The 13,480-nt window shown below is 69.9% G+C and carries 14 protein-coding genes; 13 read left to right on the top strand and 1 reads right to left on the bottom strand.

Translation table 11 applies throughout. The annotated features are described in order from the left end of the window. Positions 1 to 7: 7 nt before the first annotated feature. The 7 genes from ACLSSQ_RS17285 to ACLSSQ_RS17255 all read left to right on the top strand — a co-directional run bounded on the left by ACLSSQ_RS17285 (position 8) and on the right by ACLSSQ_RS17255 (position 7,770). Positions 8 to 2,011: an acetyl/propionyl/methylcrotonyl-CoA carboxylase subunit alpha gene (locus ACLSSQ_RS17285; protein ID WP_416243362.1), complete on the top strand. Its 2,004-nt coding sequence runs from the start codon at positions 8 to 10 to the stop codon at positions 2,009 to 2,011. Between the two features lie 188 nt (positions 2,012 to 2,199). Further along, positions 2,200 to 4,500 carry a putative bifunctional diguanylate cyclase/phosphodiesterase gene (locus ACLSSQ_RS17280; protein WP_416243361.1) on the top strand — a complete coding sequence of 767 codons (2,301 nt, stop codon included), beginning with the start codon at positions 2,200 to 2,202 and terminating at the stop codon, positions 4,498 to 4,500. 18 nt (positions 4,501 to 4,518) lie between these two features. Further along, positions 4,519 to 5,427 carry a hydroxymethylglutaryl-CoA lyase gene (locus ACLSSQ_RS17275; RefSeq protein ID WP_416243360.1) on the top strand — a complete coding sequence of 303 codons (909 nt, stop codon included), beginning with the start codon at positions 4,519 to 4,521 and terminating at the stop codon, positions 5,425 to 5,427. Between the two features lie 62 nt (positions 5,428 to 5,489). Next, positions 5,490 to 5,693: a DUF1289 domain-containing protein gene (locus ACLSSQ_RS17270; RefSeq protein ID WP_416243359.1), complete on the top strand. Its 204-nt coding sequence runs from the start codon at positions 5,490 to 5,492 to the stop codon at positions 5,691 to 5,693. A 7-nt stretch (positions 5,694 to 5,700) separates the two neighbouring features. Continuing rightward, entirely contained in the window at positions 5,701 to 5,895 is a 195-nt protein-coding gene (locus tag ACLSSQ_RS17265) for a DUF1289 domain-containing protein (RefSeq protein ID WP_130459526.1), read from the top strand. Continuing rightward, a complete protein-coding gene (locus tag ACLSSQ_RS17260; protein WP_014236093.1) occupies positions 5,895 to 6,830 on the top strand; it encodes an MBL fold metallo-hydrolase in 936 nt (311 codons plus the stop codon). Before ACLSSQ_RS17265 ends, ACLSSQ_RS17260 begins: the two co-directional genes overlap by 1 nt. 91 nt (positions 6,831 to 6,921) lie before the next feature. After that, positions 6,922 to 7,770 carry a hypothetical protein gene (locus tag ACLSSQ_RS17255; protein ID WP_416243358.1) on the top strand — a complete coding sequence of 283 codons (849 nt, stop codon included), beginning with the start codon at positions 6,922 to 6,924 and terminating at the stop codon, positions 7,768 to 7,770. On the opposite strand, the gene ACLSSQ_RS17250 is transcribed toward ACLSSQ_RS17255, so the two are convergent. Then, on the bottom strand, positions 7,767 to 8,930 hold the full coding sequence (locus ACLSSQ_RS17250; protein WP_014236095.1) for a M20 aminoacylase family protein: 1,164 nt from the start codon (positions 8,928 to 8,930) through the stop codon (positions 7,767 to 7,769). The genes ACLSSQ_RS17255 and ACLSSQ_RS17250 overlap by 4 nt on opposite strands. A gap of 157 nt (positions 8,931 to 9,087) precedes the next feature. Between ACLSSQ_RS17250 and rapZ the strand changes: the two genes are divergently transcribed. From rapZ to ACLSSQ_RS17220, 6 genes are read left to right on the top strand one after another with little or no spacing between them, the layout of a single operon-like run. After that, positions 9,088 to 9,960: an RNase adapter RapZ gene (gene rapZ, locus ACLSSQ_RS17245; protein WP_014236096.1), complete on the top strand. Its 873-nt coding sequence runs from the start codon at positions 9,088 to 9,090 to the stop codon at positions 9,958 to 9,960. Then, a complete protein-coding gene (locus ACLSSQ_RS17240) occupies positions 9,947 to 10,375 on the top strand; it encodes a NusG domain II-containing protein (protein ID WP_416243357.1) in 429 nt (142 codons plus the stop codon). Before rapZ ends, ACLSSQ_RS17240 begins: the two co-directional genes overlap by 14 nt. Further along, on the top strand, positions 10,356 to 10,931 hold the full coding sequence (locus ACLSSQ_RS17235) for a Gx transporter family protein (protein ID WP_416243356.1): 576 nt from the start codon (positions 10,356 to 10,358) through the stop codon (positions 10,929 to 10,931). The genes ACLSSQ_RS17240 and ACLSSQ_RS17235 overlap by 20 nt, the downstream gene beginning before the upstream one ends. Beyond that, a complete protein-coding gene (locus ACLSSQ_RS17230; RefSeq protein WP_416243355.1) occupies positions 10,924 to 11,541 on the top strand; it encodes a flavin prenyltransferase UbiX in 618 nt (205 codons plus the stop codon). The genes ACLSSQ_RS17235 and ACLSSQ_RS17230 overlap by 8 nt, the downstream gene beginning before the upstream one ends. Next, positions 11,541 to 12,182, top strand: coding sequence for an LON peptidase substrate-binding domain-containing protein (locus tag ACLSSQ_RS17225; RefSeq protein WP_130459520.1), 642 nt, complete (start codon positions 11,541 to 11,543; stop codon positions 12,180 to 12,182). Before ACLSSQ_RS17230 ends, ACLSSQ_RS17225 begins: the two co-directional genes overlap by 1 nt. An 18-nt stretch (positions 12,183 to 12,200) precedes the next feature. Then, positions 12,201 to 13,421: an MFS transporter gene (locus tag ACLSSQ_RS17220; protein ID WP_416243354.1), complete on the top strand. Its 1,221-nt coding sequence runs from the start codon at positions 12,201 to 12,203 to the stop codon at positions 13,419 to 13,421. The last annotated feature ends 59 nt before the right edge of the window (positions 13,422 to 13,480 follow it).

Raw genomic sequence — 13,480 nt, 5'->3', positions numbered from 1 at the left:
AGACAAGATGTTCAGCAAGATCCTGATTGCCAACCGCGGCGAGATCGCTTGCCGCGTCATCAAGACCGCCCGCCGTCTGGGCATCCGCACCGTGGCCGTCTATTCCGAGGCCGATGCCAACGCCCGCCATGTGCGCCTGGCCGACGAGGCGGTGCTGCTGGGCCCGGCCGCGGCGCGGGAATCCTACCTGGTGGCCGAGAAGATTCTCGACGCCGCCCGGCGCACCGGCGCCCAGGCCATCCACCCGGGCTACGGCTTCCTCTCCGAGAACGCCGATTTTGCCGAGGCCTGTGCCGCCGCCGGCGTCGTCTTCATCGGCCCGCCCGCCTCGGCCATCCGCGCCATGGGCTCCAAGAGCGCCGCCAAGGCCCTCATGGAAAAAGCCGCCGTGCCCCTCACCCCGGGCTACCACGGCGACAACCAGGAGCCGGAATTCCTCAAGCAGCAGGCCGACGCCATCGGCTACCCGGTGCTGATCAAGGCCGCCGCCGGCGGTGGCGGCAAGGGCATGCGCCTGGTGGACAAGGGCGAGGACTTTATCGCCGCCCTGGCCTCCTGCCAGCGGGAGGCCCGTTCCTCCTTCGGCAGCGACCAGGTGCTGGTGGAGAAGTACATCACCCGGCCGCGCCACATCGAAATCCAGGTCTTCGGCGACAGCCAGGGCAACTGCGTCTATCTCTTCGAGCGGGACTGCTCGGTGCAGCGCCGCCACCAGAAGGTGCTGGAGGAGGCACCGGCGCCGGGCATGACGCCGGAGCGCCGCCGCCAGATGGGCGAGGCCGCGGTGGCCGCCGCCAAGGCCGTCGGCTACGTCGGTGCCGGCACCGTGGAATTCATCGCCAACCAGGACGGCTCCTTCTACTTCATGGAGATGAACACCCGCCTGCAGGTGGAGCACCCCGTCACCGAAATGATCACCGGCCAGGACCTGGTGGAATGGCAGCTGCGGGTCGCCGCCGGCGAAGCCCTGCCGCTGCGCCAGGAGCAGCTGCAGATCCGCGGCCATGCCCTGGAGGCCCGCATTTACGCCGAGGACGCGGGCAAGGGCTTCCTTCCCTCCACCGGCCGCCTGCTGCACCTGGTGCCGCCGGCCGAGGGCCTCAATGTGCGGGTGGACACCGGCGTCGAGGAGGGCGACGAGATCACGCCCCACTACGACCCCATGATCGCCAAGCTGATCGTCTGGGACGAGGACCGGGAGGCCGCCCTGGCCCGCATGCGCCAGGCCCTGGCCGACTACCGGGTGGTGGGTGTCACCACCAACATCGACTTCCTCTCCCGCCTGGTGTCCTGCCCCGCCTTCGCCGGCGCCGACCTGGACACGGGCCTGATCGAGCGGCAGCAGGACTTCCTCTTTCCCGAGAGCCCGGAAGTGCCGCGGGACGTCATCCTCACCGCCACCGTGGCCGAGCTGCTGCGGGAGCGGGAACAGGCGGCCCAGCAGGGTCGGCGCAGCGGCGACCCCTGGTCGCCGTGGAACCGGCGCGACGGCTGGCGCATGAACATTGCCGCCCGCCGCACCGTCAGCTTCCGGGTCGGCGAGACCCAGGTGGACGTGGGCGTGGCCTATGCCGGCGAGGACTGGCAGCTGACCCTGCGCAACGACACGCTGCTGGCCCGGGGCCGCCTGCTGGCCCACGACCGGCTGGCGGTGGAGCTGGAAGACCGGCGCCTGATGGCCAGCGTGGTGGCCGTGGCTGAGAAACGCCACGTCTTCCTCAACAGCGGCACCTACGTCATTGAGCGCCACGATCCCCTGCACCTGGTGGAAGCCGGTGGCGCCCAGGGCGGCGGCCTCACCGCCCCCATGCCGGGCAAGGTGGTGGCCCTGCTGGCCCAGCCGGGGCCGGTGGCAAAGGGAACGCCCCTGCTGATCCTGGAGGCCATGAAAATGGAGCACACCATCACGGCACCGAAGCAGGGCAATCTCAAGGGCTTCCGCTATGCCGTTGGCGAGCAGGTGGCCGACGGGGCCGAGCTGGTGGATTTCGCGCCGGAAGCGGCGGCCTGAACGGAGCATGCCCCGGAGATCGGCGACAGTAGCCATTCTCCGGGGATAGTGCCGCAACAATAAGGCTTGGCGCGCGTCCCGGGGCTGCTATGATGGCGGATAGTCTTCGCCGGTTTTGCACCCCAGGAACGGGGCCCTGGTCCGCCCGCCCCTTGAGCCGTTCAGGTTTCCTCAGGTATGCCGCCACCATGCTGAAAAAACTTGCCAGACTGTTCCTCCTCCACGAGCCGGAAGCGCCCGAACTGGGCGAGCCGGTGTGGCGACAGAGTGCGCTGCGCATCATCCTCATCTCCGGCATCTGCCTCGAGTTCCTGGTGGCGGCCCACAGTTCCTGGCAGGCCATCGGCCTCGGGCTGTACCACATCCCCGTCATCGTCACCGGCTTCTACCTGCTGCTGGCCGCGGCCATCTACGCCGCCCTGCGCAACGTGCGCCTGGGTGCCGGCTTCCTGCTGCTCACCATCTATGCCGCCAGCCTGCACATCCTCTTCTTCGTCGACGTTTTCGAGATAGCCAAGCTCGGCATCATCTTCGCCTACAGCGCGCCCCTGGTGGCCCGCCTGTTCTTCGGCATGCGCTCGGCCGTGCTCATGATGCTGCTCAACACCCTGCTCTTCGCGGTGCTGCTGCGCAACCAGCCCCTGCTCAATCCCCTGGGACCCCAGTACTCCATCACCCTGCCCGAGAGCCACGCCTACATCCAGACCCTGGTCTTCCTCTTCTTCAACCTGTGCGTGCCCCTGGCCGTCTTCCGCGCCCTCCAGGCTCTGGAATTCCGCGGCGTGCAGCTGGCGGTGAGCAACCAGCGGCTGTCCCGCAGTAACAGCGTCTTCCGCGACATGTTCGACCACTCCGGCATGGCCCTGCTCATCTGCGGCCGCGGCGGCCACATCATCAAGGCCAACACCCAGGCGGCCCAGCTCCTGGGGGTGAGCAGCGAGCAGCTGGAAGAGGGGCAGAACATGCAGCGCTACCTGGGTATCTGGGGCCGCAAGCCGGAAGAGCTGGGGGGCGAGCGCCAGGTGCGGCGCCCCGACGGCCAGCTGCGCTGGGTCACGGTGCAGCCCCGGCGCCTGGAGCACGACGGCAATTTCCTGGTTATCCTGCGGGACGACACCCCCCTGCGGGAAGCCAAGCTGGCCCTGGCCCGCAGCGCCGCCAACGCCTCCTACCTGGAACTGCACGACACCCTCACCGGCCTGCCCAACCGGCAATACCTGCGCCAGCGTTTCGAGGAACTGGGCCAGGCGGGGGAGGAGCGGGCCTGGGCGCTGCTCAACCTGCGCCTGACCAATCTGCGGGCGGTGAACGACCGCCTCGGTCCGGCCATCGGCGACGCCCTGCTGCGGGCCTACGGCCAGGCCCTGGCGGAGCACCTGCCGGCCGACGCCTTCCTGGCCCGCACCGCCGGGGTGACCTTCGCCCTGCTGCTGCCCCTGGAGCCGGGGGAGGCGCCCGAAGCCCGGGCCCGGGGCCTGCTGCAGCAACTGCCCCGGGAGCTGGCCCTGCCCGACAGCGGCCTGGCGGTGCCGGTGCCGGTGGCCGTGGGCGTCACCGCGGCGCGGCTGGATGAGGGGGCGGACGAGGCCCTGCAGCGGGTGCAGACGGCCCTGGAGCTGGCGCGCAACCTGCCCGAAGGCAGCGTCGCGGTGCTGGATCAGGAAATGGAGCAGCGCCACCACCGCCAGCTGGACATGGAACTGGCCCTGCGGGAACTGGACGACAGCGGCCTGGAGCTGGTGTACCAGCCCAAGTGCCTGGCCGACGGCAAAGTGCTGGGCTTCGAGGCCCTGCTGCGCTGGCAGCATCCGCGCCTGGGGGCGGTGAGCCCGGCGGAGTTCATTCCCCTGGCGGAGCGCACCGGCCTCATGCACCGCCTCACCGATTTCGTCCTGGAGCAGGTGTGCCGCCAGCTCCAGCGCTGGCAGGGCGAAGGCTGCCGCCTGCTGCCGGTGGCCATCAACCTGTCGGCCCTGGACATCGTCCGTCCCGACATCGTGCACCGCCTGGGGGAGACCCTGGCCCGGCACCACATTCCGCCGGCCCTGGTGGAGATCGAGATCACCGAGACCGGCCTCATCCGCGACGAACGGCTGGCGGTGGAGAATGCCCAGGCCCTGCGGGAGCGGGGCTTCGCCCTGCTCATCGACGACTTCGGCACCGGCTATTCCTCCCTCTCCAAGCTCAACGAGTTCCCCGTCTCCGCCATCAAGATCGACCGCTCCTTCATCGCCGACCTGCCCGGCCAGGAGAAGAAGGCCCTGATCGTCAAATCCATCCTGTCCCTGTCCCGGGTGCTGGGCTGCGCCACCGTGGCCGAAGGGGTGGAGACCCGGGAACAGCTCGAATTCCTCACCGCCCTGGGCTGTACCGCCTACCAGGGCTATTACTTCCATCGTCCCCTGCCGGCCACCACGGCTGGCGGCCTGCTGGAGCGGCGACCCAGGGGCGATTCCGGCGAGGCCTTCCTTTCGCCCCAGCCGGCCTGACCCTAGCGGAGACTGACCATGCCCCTACCCACCCACGTCAAGATCGTCGAGGTCGGCCCCCGGGACGGCCTGCAGAATGAAAAGCAGGTGGTGCCCACGGCGGTGAAGATCGAACTGATCGAACGCCTGGCCGCCGCCGGCCTGCCGGCGGTGGAGGCCACCTCCTTCGTCTCCCCCAAGTGGGTGCCCCAGATGGGGGACAACAGCGAGGTGCTGCGCGGCATCCGCCAGCAGCCCGGGGTCGCCTACCCGGTGCTGACCCCCAACCTGAAGGGCTTCGACTCGGCGGTGGAGGCCGGGGCCACCGAGGTGGCCATCTTCGGTGCCGCCTCCGAGGCCTTTTCCCAGAAGAACATCAACTGCTCCATCGCCGAAAGCCTGAAGCGCTTCGAGCCCATCGTGTCCGCCGCCTCGGCCCTGGAGATCAAGGTGCGGGGCTACGTCTCCTGTGTCGTCGGCTGTCCCTACGAGGGCGCCGTGGCGCCGGAGAAGGCCGCCGAAGTGGCGAAGATCCTCTACGACATGGGCTGCTACGAAGTCTCCCTGGGCGACACCATCGGCGTCGGCAATCCGGCCAGCGTTTCCCGCCTGCTGGAGGCCTGCGCCCGCCACGTGCCCATGGACAAGCTTGCCGGCCACTACCACGACACCTACGGCATGGCCGTGGCCAATATCTACGCTTCCCTGCAGATGGGCCTGGCGGTGTTCGACGCCTCCGTCGCCGGCCTGGGCGGCTGCCCCTACGCCAAGGGCGCCTCGGGGAACGTGGCCACGGAAGACGTGGTCTATCTGCTTGAGGGCCTGGGCATCAGCACCGGCATCGACCTGCAGCGGCTGGTGGAAGCCGGCGCCTTCATTTCCGCCCACCTGGGGCGGGAGTCCGCCTCCAAGGCCGCCCGGGCCCTGCTGGCCAAGTGCGCCGGCTGAAACGGAACTCCCCGTAGCGGGCCGGGTCTACCCCGGCCCCTTTTTTGTCGGACGAGACTGTCATGGCCGTTGCCTCACCCTGCATCAACATCTGCCAGATGGATGCCGCCTCCGGCCTGTGCCGGGGCTGCCTGCGCACCTTGGAGGAAATCGCCGCCTGGGCCGGCGCTGCGGACGAAGCGCGCCTGGCCGTGCTGGCCGCGGTGGAAGCGCGCCGGCAGGCTCAGGAATCCCCAGCTGCTGCCGCCGGCAGCGGCCATCAGTGAGCCTGCCATGAGCGAACAGGACAATCCCTGCATCGGTATCTGCACCATGGAGGACGGCTACTGCATCGGCTGCGGCCGCAGCGAGGCCGAGATTTTCGGCGACGGGGAGCCGGTGCCGGTCCCCCAGCCGTTGCCGCCGGCTGAGCCGGAGGCGCCCCTGCCGGCCAATGTGCAGGCCGAACTCGGCCCGGGCAGCGACTGATGGCATCCTCCCGATCCGTGGCGCCGCCGCCCCGACTGCCCGCTTCCCTGCTGGTGCTGGAGCGGGGCTGGCTCTCCTCCAACAACGTCCTCTGCATCGAGGATGAAGAAGCGGCCCTGGTGGACAGCGGCTACGTCACCCACGCCGCCCAGACTCTGGCCCTGGTGGAAAAGGCCCTGGACGGCCGCCGCCTGACCCGCCTCATCAACACCCACTCCCACTCCGACCACATCGGCGGCAATGCCGCCCTCAAGCACGCCACCGGCTGCCGGGTGCTGGTGCCCGCCGGCATGGCGGCGACCATCGCCGAGTGGGACGAGGAGGCCCTGCTGCTCTCGCCCCTGGGCCAGCAGGCGGCCCGCTTCCAGCACGATGCCACTCTGGCCGCCGGCGACCGGCTGACCCTGGGCGGCCTGGAATGGCAGGCCCTGGCCGTGCCCGGCCACGACATGGACGCCCTGGCCTATTTCAATGCCGACCAGGGCATCCTCATCTCCGGCGACGCCCTGTGGCAGGACGGCTTTGGCGTCATCTTCGCCGAACTGCTGGGAGGCGACGGCCTGCGCACCACCCGCCAGACCCTGGACATGCTGGCCGCCCTGCCCATCCGGGCGGTCATTCCCGGCCACGGCGCCCCCTTTGCCGACATCGGCGAAAGCTTCGAGCGGGCCTATTCCCGCCTGGCCGGCTTCGAGAGTTCCATCGAACGCCTGGCCCGTCACGCTCTCAAGGTGATGCTGGTCTTCTACCTGCTGGAAAAGCGCCGGGTACAGCGCCGCGAACTGCCGGGCCTCATCGCCAGCCTCAGCTTCCCCCGCTCCGTGGCCGCCCGCTACCTGGCCATGGACGAGGAGGAAACGGCGGAGTGGCTCACCGCCGACCTGCTGCGGGCCGGCGTGCTGCAGGAGGAAGAGGGTTGGCTGGTGGCGCGTTAACCTAACTTTACCTTTCTGGCATGGCTTCTGCATGGAAGCTGGGCATGAGCCACCCCGCGGCAGACTTTGCCGCGCCGCCAGGAGACGATCGATGAGCACCACCTCTGCCCTTGCCGCAGTCAGCGGCTATGCCGGCATTAGCCGTATTTCCGCCGCAGCCCTGGGCCGCCAGCGGGATACCGCAGAGGCCGCCTCCACCCCGGCGGCAGCGGCGGCCAGTGCCAGCGTCACCATTTCCAGCGCCGCCCGGGAGGTGGCAAGAAATGACGCCGGCCAGGGTCTGAAGCTGCCGGATGCGGACTACTGGATGAGCCGGGACTTTCCCGAGGACATCATGGCCGAAGCCCGGGCCCGGCTGGAGCAGCGTCAGCCGGCCTCCGGCGGTAGTTATCTGCCGGACAGCGTCGCCAACCTGCCCCTGCTGCCGGAGAACGAGGCCCTGTTGCAGCAGTTCCGCCAGGAGATGAAGGAAATCGGGCACAACAATCCGGACCCGGAAAAGCAGGCCCGCTTCAACCGCCTGCTCAATCTGTCGATGAAGGTCCAGATCGACGGCTGGAAGGCGCCCATGACCGAAGCCGACGCCCAGCGCGAACTGGACATTTCCCGAGCCATGGGTGTCTTGATGGCGGATCAGCCGCAAGCGGAGCCGGCGGCCGGGGACGACACGCCCCGGGTCTGGGACCCCATGGCCGGCTGGAAGACCCGCTGGCAGCAGGAAGGACTGGAAATGCCCGAAGTGACGGAGGCGGTGACGCCCCAGCGTTCCCTGTGGCTGCAACTGGCCGAGGGGGCCGGCATCGCTCAGGATGAGTTTGTCGCCCGGGCCCGGGAACTGGCATCCGGCCTGTCCGGCAATGATCTGACCGGGGCCCTCGAACAGTTCATCAGCGAACGTTACGTGGTCTTCCGCGCCGGCCAGGACGGGGCGGCGGCCTAGACCGGCTTGAGGGCGGTCTCGGCCAGGCTGACCCAGTAGGAAATACCCACCGCCAGGGCCTCGTCGTTGAAGTCGTAGTGGGGGTTGTGCAGGGTGCAGCCGCCGGTGCCCGGGCCGTTGCCCAGCCAGACGTAGCAGCCGGGCTTTTCCCGCAGCATGTAGGCGAAGTCTTCGGCGCCCATGGAGGGCAGGGCGTCGGTGATGACCCGCTCGTGGCCCAGCACGGCCCGGGCTGCGTGGCGGCAGACTTCGGTTTCGGGGCCGGAATTGACCGTGGGCGGATAGCGGTGGTCGAAGGTGACGCCGATCTGGGCCCCGGTGGCGGCGGCGACGCCGCTGACCAGGCGCTCGATGGCCCGCTCCACGGTTTCCTGCACTTCCGGCTTGAAGGTGCGGATGGTGCCGCGCAGGATGGCGTCGTCGGGAATGATGTTCCAGGCCGAGCCGGCGTGGAACTGGGTGACCGAGACCACCGCCGATTCACAGGGATGCAGGGTGCGGCTGACCACGGTCTGCAGGGCCTGCACCAGCTGGCTGCCGGCGACGATGGGGTCCACCCCCTGGTGGGGCATGGCGGCGTGGCAGCCGTGGCCGCGGATGGCGATCTCGAAGGCGCAGGTGCCGGCCATCACCGGGCCGGGCATGATGGCCATCTCCCCCAGGGGAATGCCGGGCCAGTTGTGCAGGCCGTACACCGCATCCACCGGGAATTTCTCGAACAGGCCGTCCTCGATCATGACGGCGGCGCCGCCTTCCGACTCCTCGGCGGGCTGGAAGATGAAGACCACGGTGCCGTCGAAGTTGCGCTGCTCCGCCAGCCAGCGGGCTGCCCCCAGGAGCAGGGCGGTGTGGCCGTCGTGGCCGCAGGCGTGCATCTTCCCTTCATGGCGGGAGCGGTGGGGGAATTCGTTTTTCTCCTCCAGGGGCAGGGCGTCCATGTCGGCGCGCAGGCCGATGGCGCGCTTGGAGCTGCCGTTCCTGAGGACGCCGACCACGCCGGTTCTGGCGATGCCCCGGTGCACCTCGATACCGTAGCGTTCCAGTTCCCGGGCCACGATGTCGGCGGTGCGGCTCTCGTCGAAAGCCAGTTCCGGATGGGCGTGGATGTCCCGGCGCAGGGCGGTCAGTTCGGGCAGGAAGGGAATGCTGAGCAGGTGCATGGCGATGAACTTGCGTGACGGTCGGTGATCGAACCGGGGCCCAACAGTGTATGCCGCCCCGGCTTGATCGCGAAAGCCCCCGCCGCTATGCTCCGGGGACCGGGCGCCCGCGCCGGCCCGCCCTTTATCCATCCGCCTTCCGACTGCTCTCCACCCCATGCATCTGGTCCTCATCTCCGGCCTCTCCGGCTCCGGCAAGTCCATCGCCCTCAACGTCCTCGAAGACGGCGGCTACTACTGCGTGGACAACCTGCCCTCGGAGCTGCTGCCCCAGCTCATCGACTCCCTTTCCGCCCAGGGCTACAGCAAGGTCGGGGTGGCCATGGACGTGCGCGGCGGCGCCGGCATCCGGGAGCTGCCGCGGCTGCTGGATAGCCTCAAGGCCAAGGTGGAGCTGCGCTTCCTCTTCCTCGACGCCAAGGACGAGACCCTGCTCAAGCGCTTCTCCGAGACCCGCCGCCGCCATCCCCTGGCCACCGAGTCCCGCACCCTGGTGGAGGCCATCCGGGAGGAGCGGGAGCTGCTGGAAGAGATCGCCCTGCTCGGCCACCACATCGACACCAGCGACCTCAAGGCCGCCACCCTGCGCGACTGGGTGCGCCAGTTCATCGCCGCCGACGCCAGCCACGGCCTGACCCTGCTGTTCCAGTCCTTCGGCTTCAAGCACGGCATTCCCCTGGACGCGGACCTGGTCTTCGACGTGCGCTGCCTGCCCAATCCCCATTACGACCCGGACCTGCGCCCCCTCACCGGCCGCGACCAGCCGGTGATCGACTACCTGGAAGCCCAGGAGGACGTGGGCCGCATGGCGGCGGACATCTTCCATTTCGTTTCCCAGTGGCTGCCCAGCTATGTGCGCGACAGCCGCAGCTATCTGACGGTGGCCGTGGGCTGCACCGGTGGCCAGCACCGCTCCGTGTACCTGGCCGAGTGGCTGGCCCGTCAGTTCCGCGACGGCGAAGACGAGGGCGGCAACGACGGCCTGCGGGTGTTGCTGCGTCACCGGCAGTTGTCCGATGCCGCCAAGTGAGCCGGCGGCGGCGGCCGCTCCCTCCCTGGGCCAGCGCTGGCAGGAATGGCGCCACCTGCTGCGTCCCGGCGACTGGCTTACCCTGGGCCTGGGGGCCATGCTCTGCGCCGGCCTCTTTCCCCTGGCCTGGCAGGGCGGGGCGGCGGAAAAGGCGGTGGTGCGCAGCGGCGGCCAGGTCTTTGCCGAAGTGGATTTGAAACAGCGCCGCACCCTGGAAGTGCCCGGCCCCCTGGGCCGTACCGTCATTGCCGTGGAGCCCGGCCGGGCCCGCGTCGCCGCCGACCCCGGGCCGCGCCAGTACTGCGTGCGCCAGGGCTGGCTGGCCCGTCCCGGCGAGATCGCCATCTGCGCCCCCAACCACGTCAGCCTGCAGATCGCCGGCCGCACTTCCGCCTATGACTCCCTCAGCTACTGACGCGGACCGCCGCCGGGTGCTGCGCATTCCCCTCAGCGCCGAGGACCACCGCATCGCCCGCCTGGCGGCGGCGGCCATCGGCCTCTCCCTCATCGACGCCGCCATTCCCACGCCCCTGCCCGGGGTCAAGCCGGGGCTGGCCAACATCGTCACCCTCATCGTCCTGGCCCGCTGCGGCTGGCGGGCTGCTGCCTGGGTGACGGGCCTGCGGGTGCTGGCCGGCAGCCTGCTGCTGGGCCAGTTCCTGGCCCCCGGCTTCTTCCTTTCCGCCACCGGCGCCCTGTTCAGCCTGCTGGCCCTGGGGGCGGCGCGGCACCTGCCGGGGCGCTGGTTCGGCCCGGTCAGCCTGTCGGTGATTGCCGCCTTCGCCCACATGGCCGGGCAGATCCTCCTGGCCCGGGCCTGGCTCATCCCCCATGACGGGGTCTTTCTCCTGGCGCCCCTGTTCGCCTGCGCCGCCCTTTTCTTCGGCACGGTGAACGGCCTCATCGCCGCCCGTTTCCTCTCCACCCCCCTGGCGGCCGAAGCGGCCGCCGCGGAGCCCGCCCATGTCTAAGACCGTCTGCCTCGCCTTCACCGGCGCCTCCGGCCTGCCCTACGGGGTGCGCCTGCTGGAATGCCTGCTTGCCGCCGGCTGCCGCGTCCAGCTGCTTTACTCCCAGGCTGCCCAGATCGTCGCCAAACAGGAGATGGACCTGGAGCTGCCCTCCCGGCCCCAGGAGGTGGCGGCCTATTTCCGCCAGCACCATGCCGACCTGCCGGGGCGCCTGGAGGTGTACGGGCGGGAGGAATGGTTTGCCCCGGTGGCCTCCGGTTCCAATCCGCCGGACGCCATGGTGGTCTGCCCCTGTTCCATGGGCACCCTGGCGGCCATCGCCCAGGGCCTCTCGGACAACCTCATCGAGCGGGCCGCCGACGTGGTGCTGAAGGAGCGCCGGCCCCTGGTGCTGGTGCCCCGGGAGACGCCCTTTTCCGCCATCCACCTGGAGAACATGCTGCGCCTGTCCCGGGCCGGGGCGGTGATTCTGCCGCCCAATCCGGGCTTCTACCATCACCCGCAGAGCGTGCAGGAGATCGTGGATTTCGTCGTCGCCCGCATCCTCGACCAGTTGGCGGTGCCGCACCGGCTCATGGCCCGCTGGGGCGAAGCCGGGGAGGAGGGCTGATGGGCTGGCTGGAACGACTGCTGGGCAAGGAACCCGCCGGCCAGGCTGCCCCCGAGGTGCTGGAAATCCCCCTCTTTCCCCTGCACACGGTGCTGTTTCCCGGCGGCGTGCTGCCCCTCAAGGTGTTCGAGCAGCGCTACCTGGACATGGCCAGCGACTGCATGAAGAACAAACGGCCCTTCGGCGTCTGCCTCATCGCCGAGGGCAAGGAAGTGGGCGCCCCGGCGGCGCCCCACGGGGTCGGCACCCTGGCCTTCATCCGCCAGTGGGACATGCCCCAGCTGGGCATCCTGCATCTCACCGTGGCCGGCGACCACCGCTTCCGCATCCTGGAACGCGAAACCCAGGCCGACGGCCTGCTGCGGGCCCGGGTGGAAGTGCTGGAGGAGGCGCCCTTCACTCCGGTGCCGGAAGGGCTGGCGCCCCTGGTGCCCCTGCTGGAACAGATCGCCGCCGACCTGGGGCCGGAGCGCCTGCCGCCGCCCCACGCCTTCGACGACGCCAGCTGGGTCGGCTACCGCCTGTCCGAGGTCATGCCGGTGCAGCCCCTGGCCCAGCAGAAGCTGCTGGAACTGGAAGACCCGGTGTCCCGCCTGGAGATCCTCTACAAGTATCTGGCGCCCAAGGGCCTGGTGTCCTAGGGCGCCCCCGTCGTCGCCGTGACCGTTCCTGCCGCTTTCCCCTGGCGTCTGGTGCTGCTCTGCTGCGGTGCCGAGATACTCACCATGCTGGGTTTCGCCCTGGTGCCGACCCTGCTGCCCACCTTCACCTCCGAATGGGGGCTCTCCGCCACCGAGGGCGGCTGGCTCGGCGGCGTCTTCTTCCTCGGCTACATCACCGCCGTGCCCCTGCTGGTGAGCCTCACCGACCGCTACGACGCCCGCCGCATCTACCTCCTGGCGGCCAGCCTCTCCGCCCTGGCCCTGGCCGCCTTCGCCCTTTTCGCCCGGGGCTTCGTGCCCGGCCTGCTGTGCTGGCTGGTGGCCGGCTTCGGCCTGGCCGGCACCTACATGCCGGGCCTGCGGGCCCTTACCGACCGCCTGCCGGTGGCTTTCCAGTCCCGGGGCACGGCCTTCTACACCGCTTCCTTCGGTACCGGCGCCGGCCTTTCCTACCTGCTGCTGGAAGGCCTGGGCCGCCTGCTGCCCTGGCCCCTGCTGTTTGCCCTGGCGGCTGCTGCGGTGGCTGCCGCCGTGGCCCTGATCGCCTTCGCCCTGCCGCCCAAGCTGCCTGCCACTGCCGCCGGCAGCGGCGACGGCGGCTGGCGCAGCGTGCTGCGGGACCGGCGCATCCTGGCCTTCTGCGGCGCCTACTGCGGCCACAACTGGGAGCTGTTCGGCTTCCGCTCCTGGCTGGTGGCCTACCTCACCTGGTCCCACCTGCAGACGCCCTCGGCCCTGACGGCGGCTCCGGGCATCGTCGCCGCCCTGGCCACCTTCCTCGCCGTGCCGGCCAGCATCCTGGGCAACGAGGGCGCCCATCGCTGGGGCCGCACCGTCTGGTTGCGCCGGGTGATGAACCTGTCCGCCGCCATGGCCCTGCTGGTGGCGCTGATGGGCAATGTGGGCGGCCACGGCTGGTGGGCCATGGTGCTGCTGCTGGCCTACGCCGCCACCATGAACCTGGATTCGGCCGCCATGACCGCCGGCCTGCTCACCGAAACGCCGCCGGACCGGCGCGGCAAGGCCCTGGCCCTCTACGCCTGCATCGGCTTCGCCGGCGGCTTCGTCGGCCCGGTGGCCTTCGGCATGGCCCTGGACGCCTTCGGCCGGCACGGGGTCGGCGGCTGGAGCGCCGGCTTCGTCACCCTGGCCCTGGGCATCGGCCTGGCCCGGCTCAGCATCGGCCTGGTGGATAAAAAGGGGCCGGCGGCGACCTGAGCCTGAAGAAAGGCACGCCCCAATGCAAAAGGCCTGACGCAAGGTCAGGCCCGGTGGGG

Origin of the sequence: Azospira sp. APE16, from assembly GCF_047901315.1 — a bacterium.
Taxonomy (GTDB): domain Bacteria; phylum Pseudomonadota; class Gammaproteobacteria; order Burkholderiales; family Rhodocyclaceae; genus Azospira; species Azospira oryzae.
The sequence above is the reverse complement of the archived record's forward strand: the minus strand, read 5'-3'. Positions and strand labels throughout refer to the sequence as shown.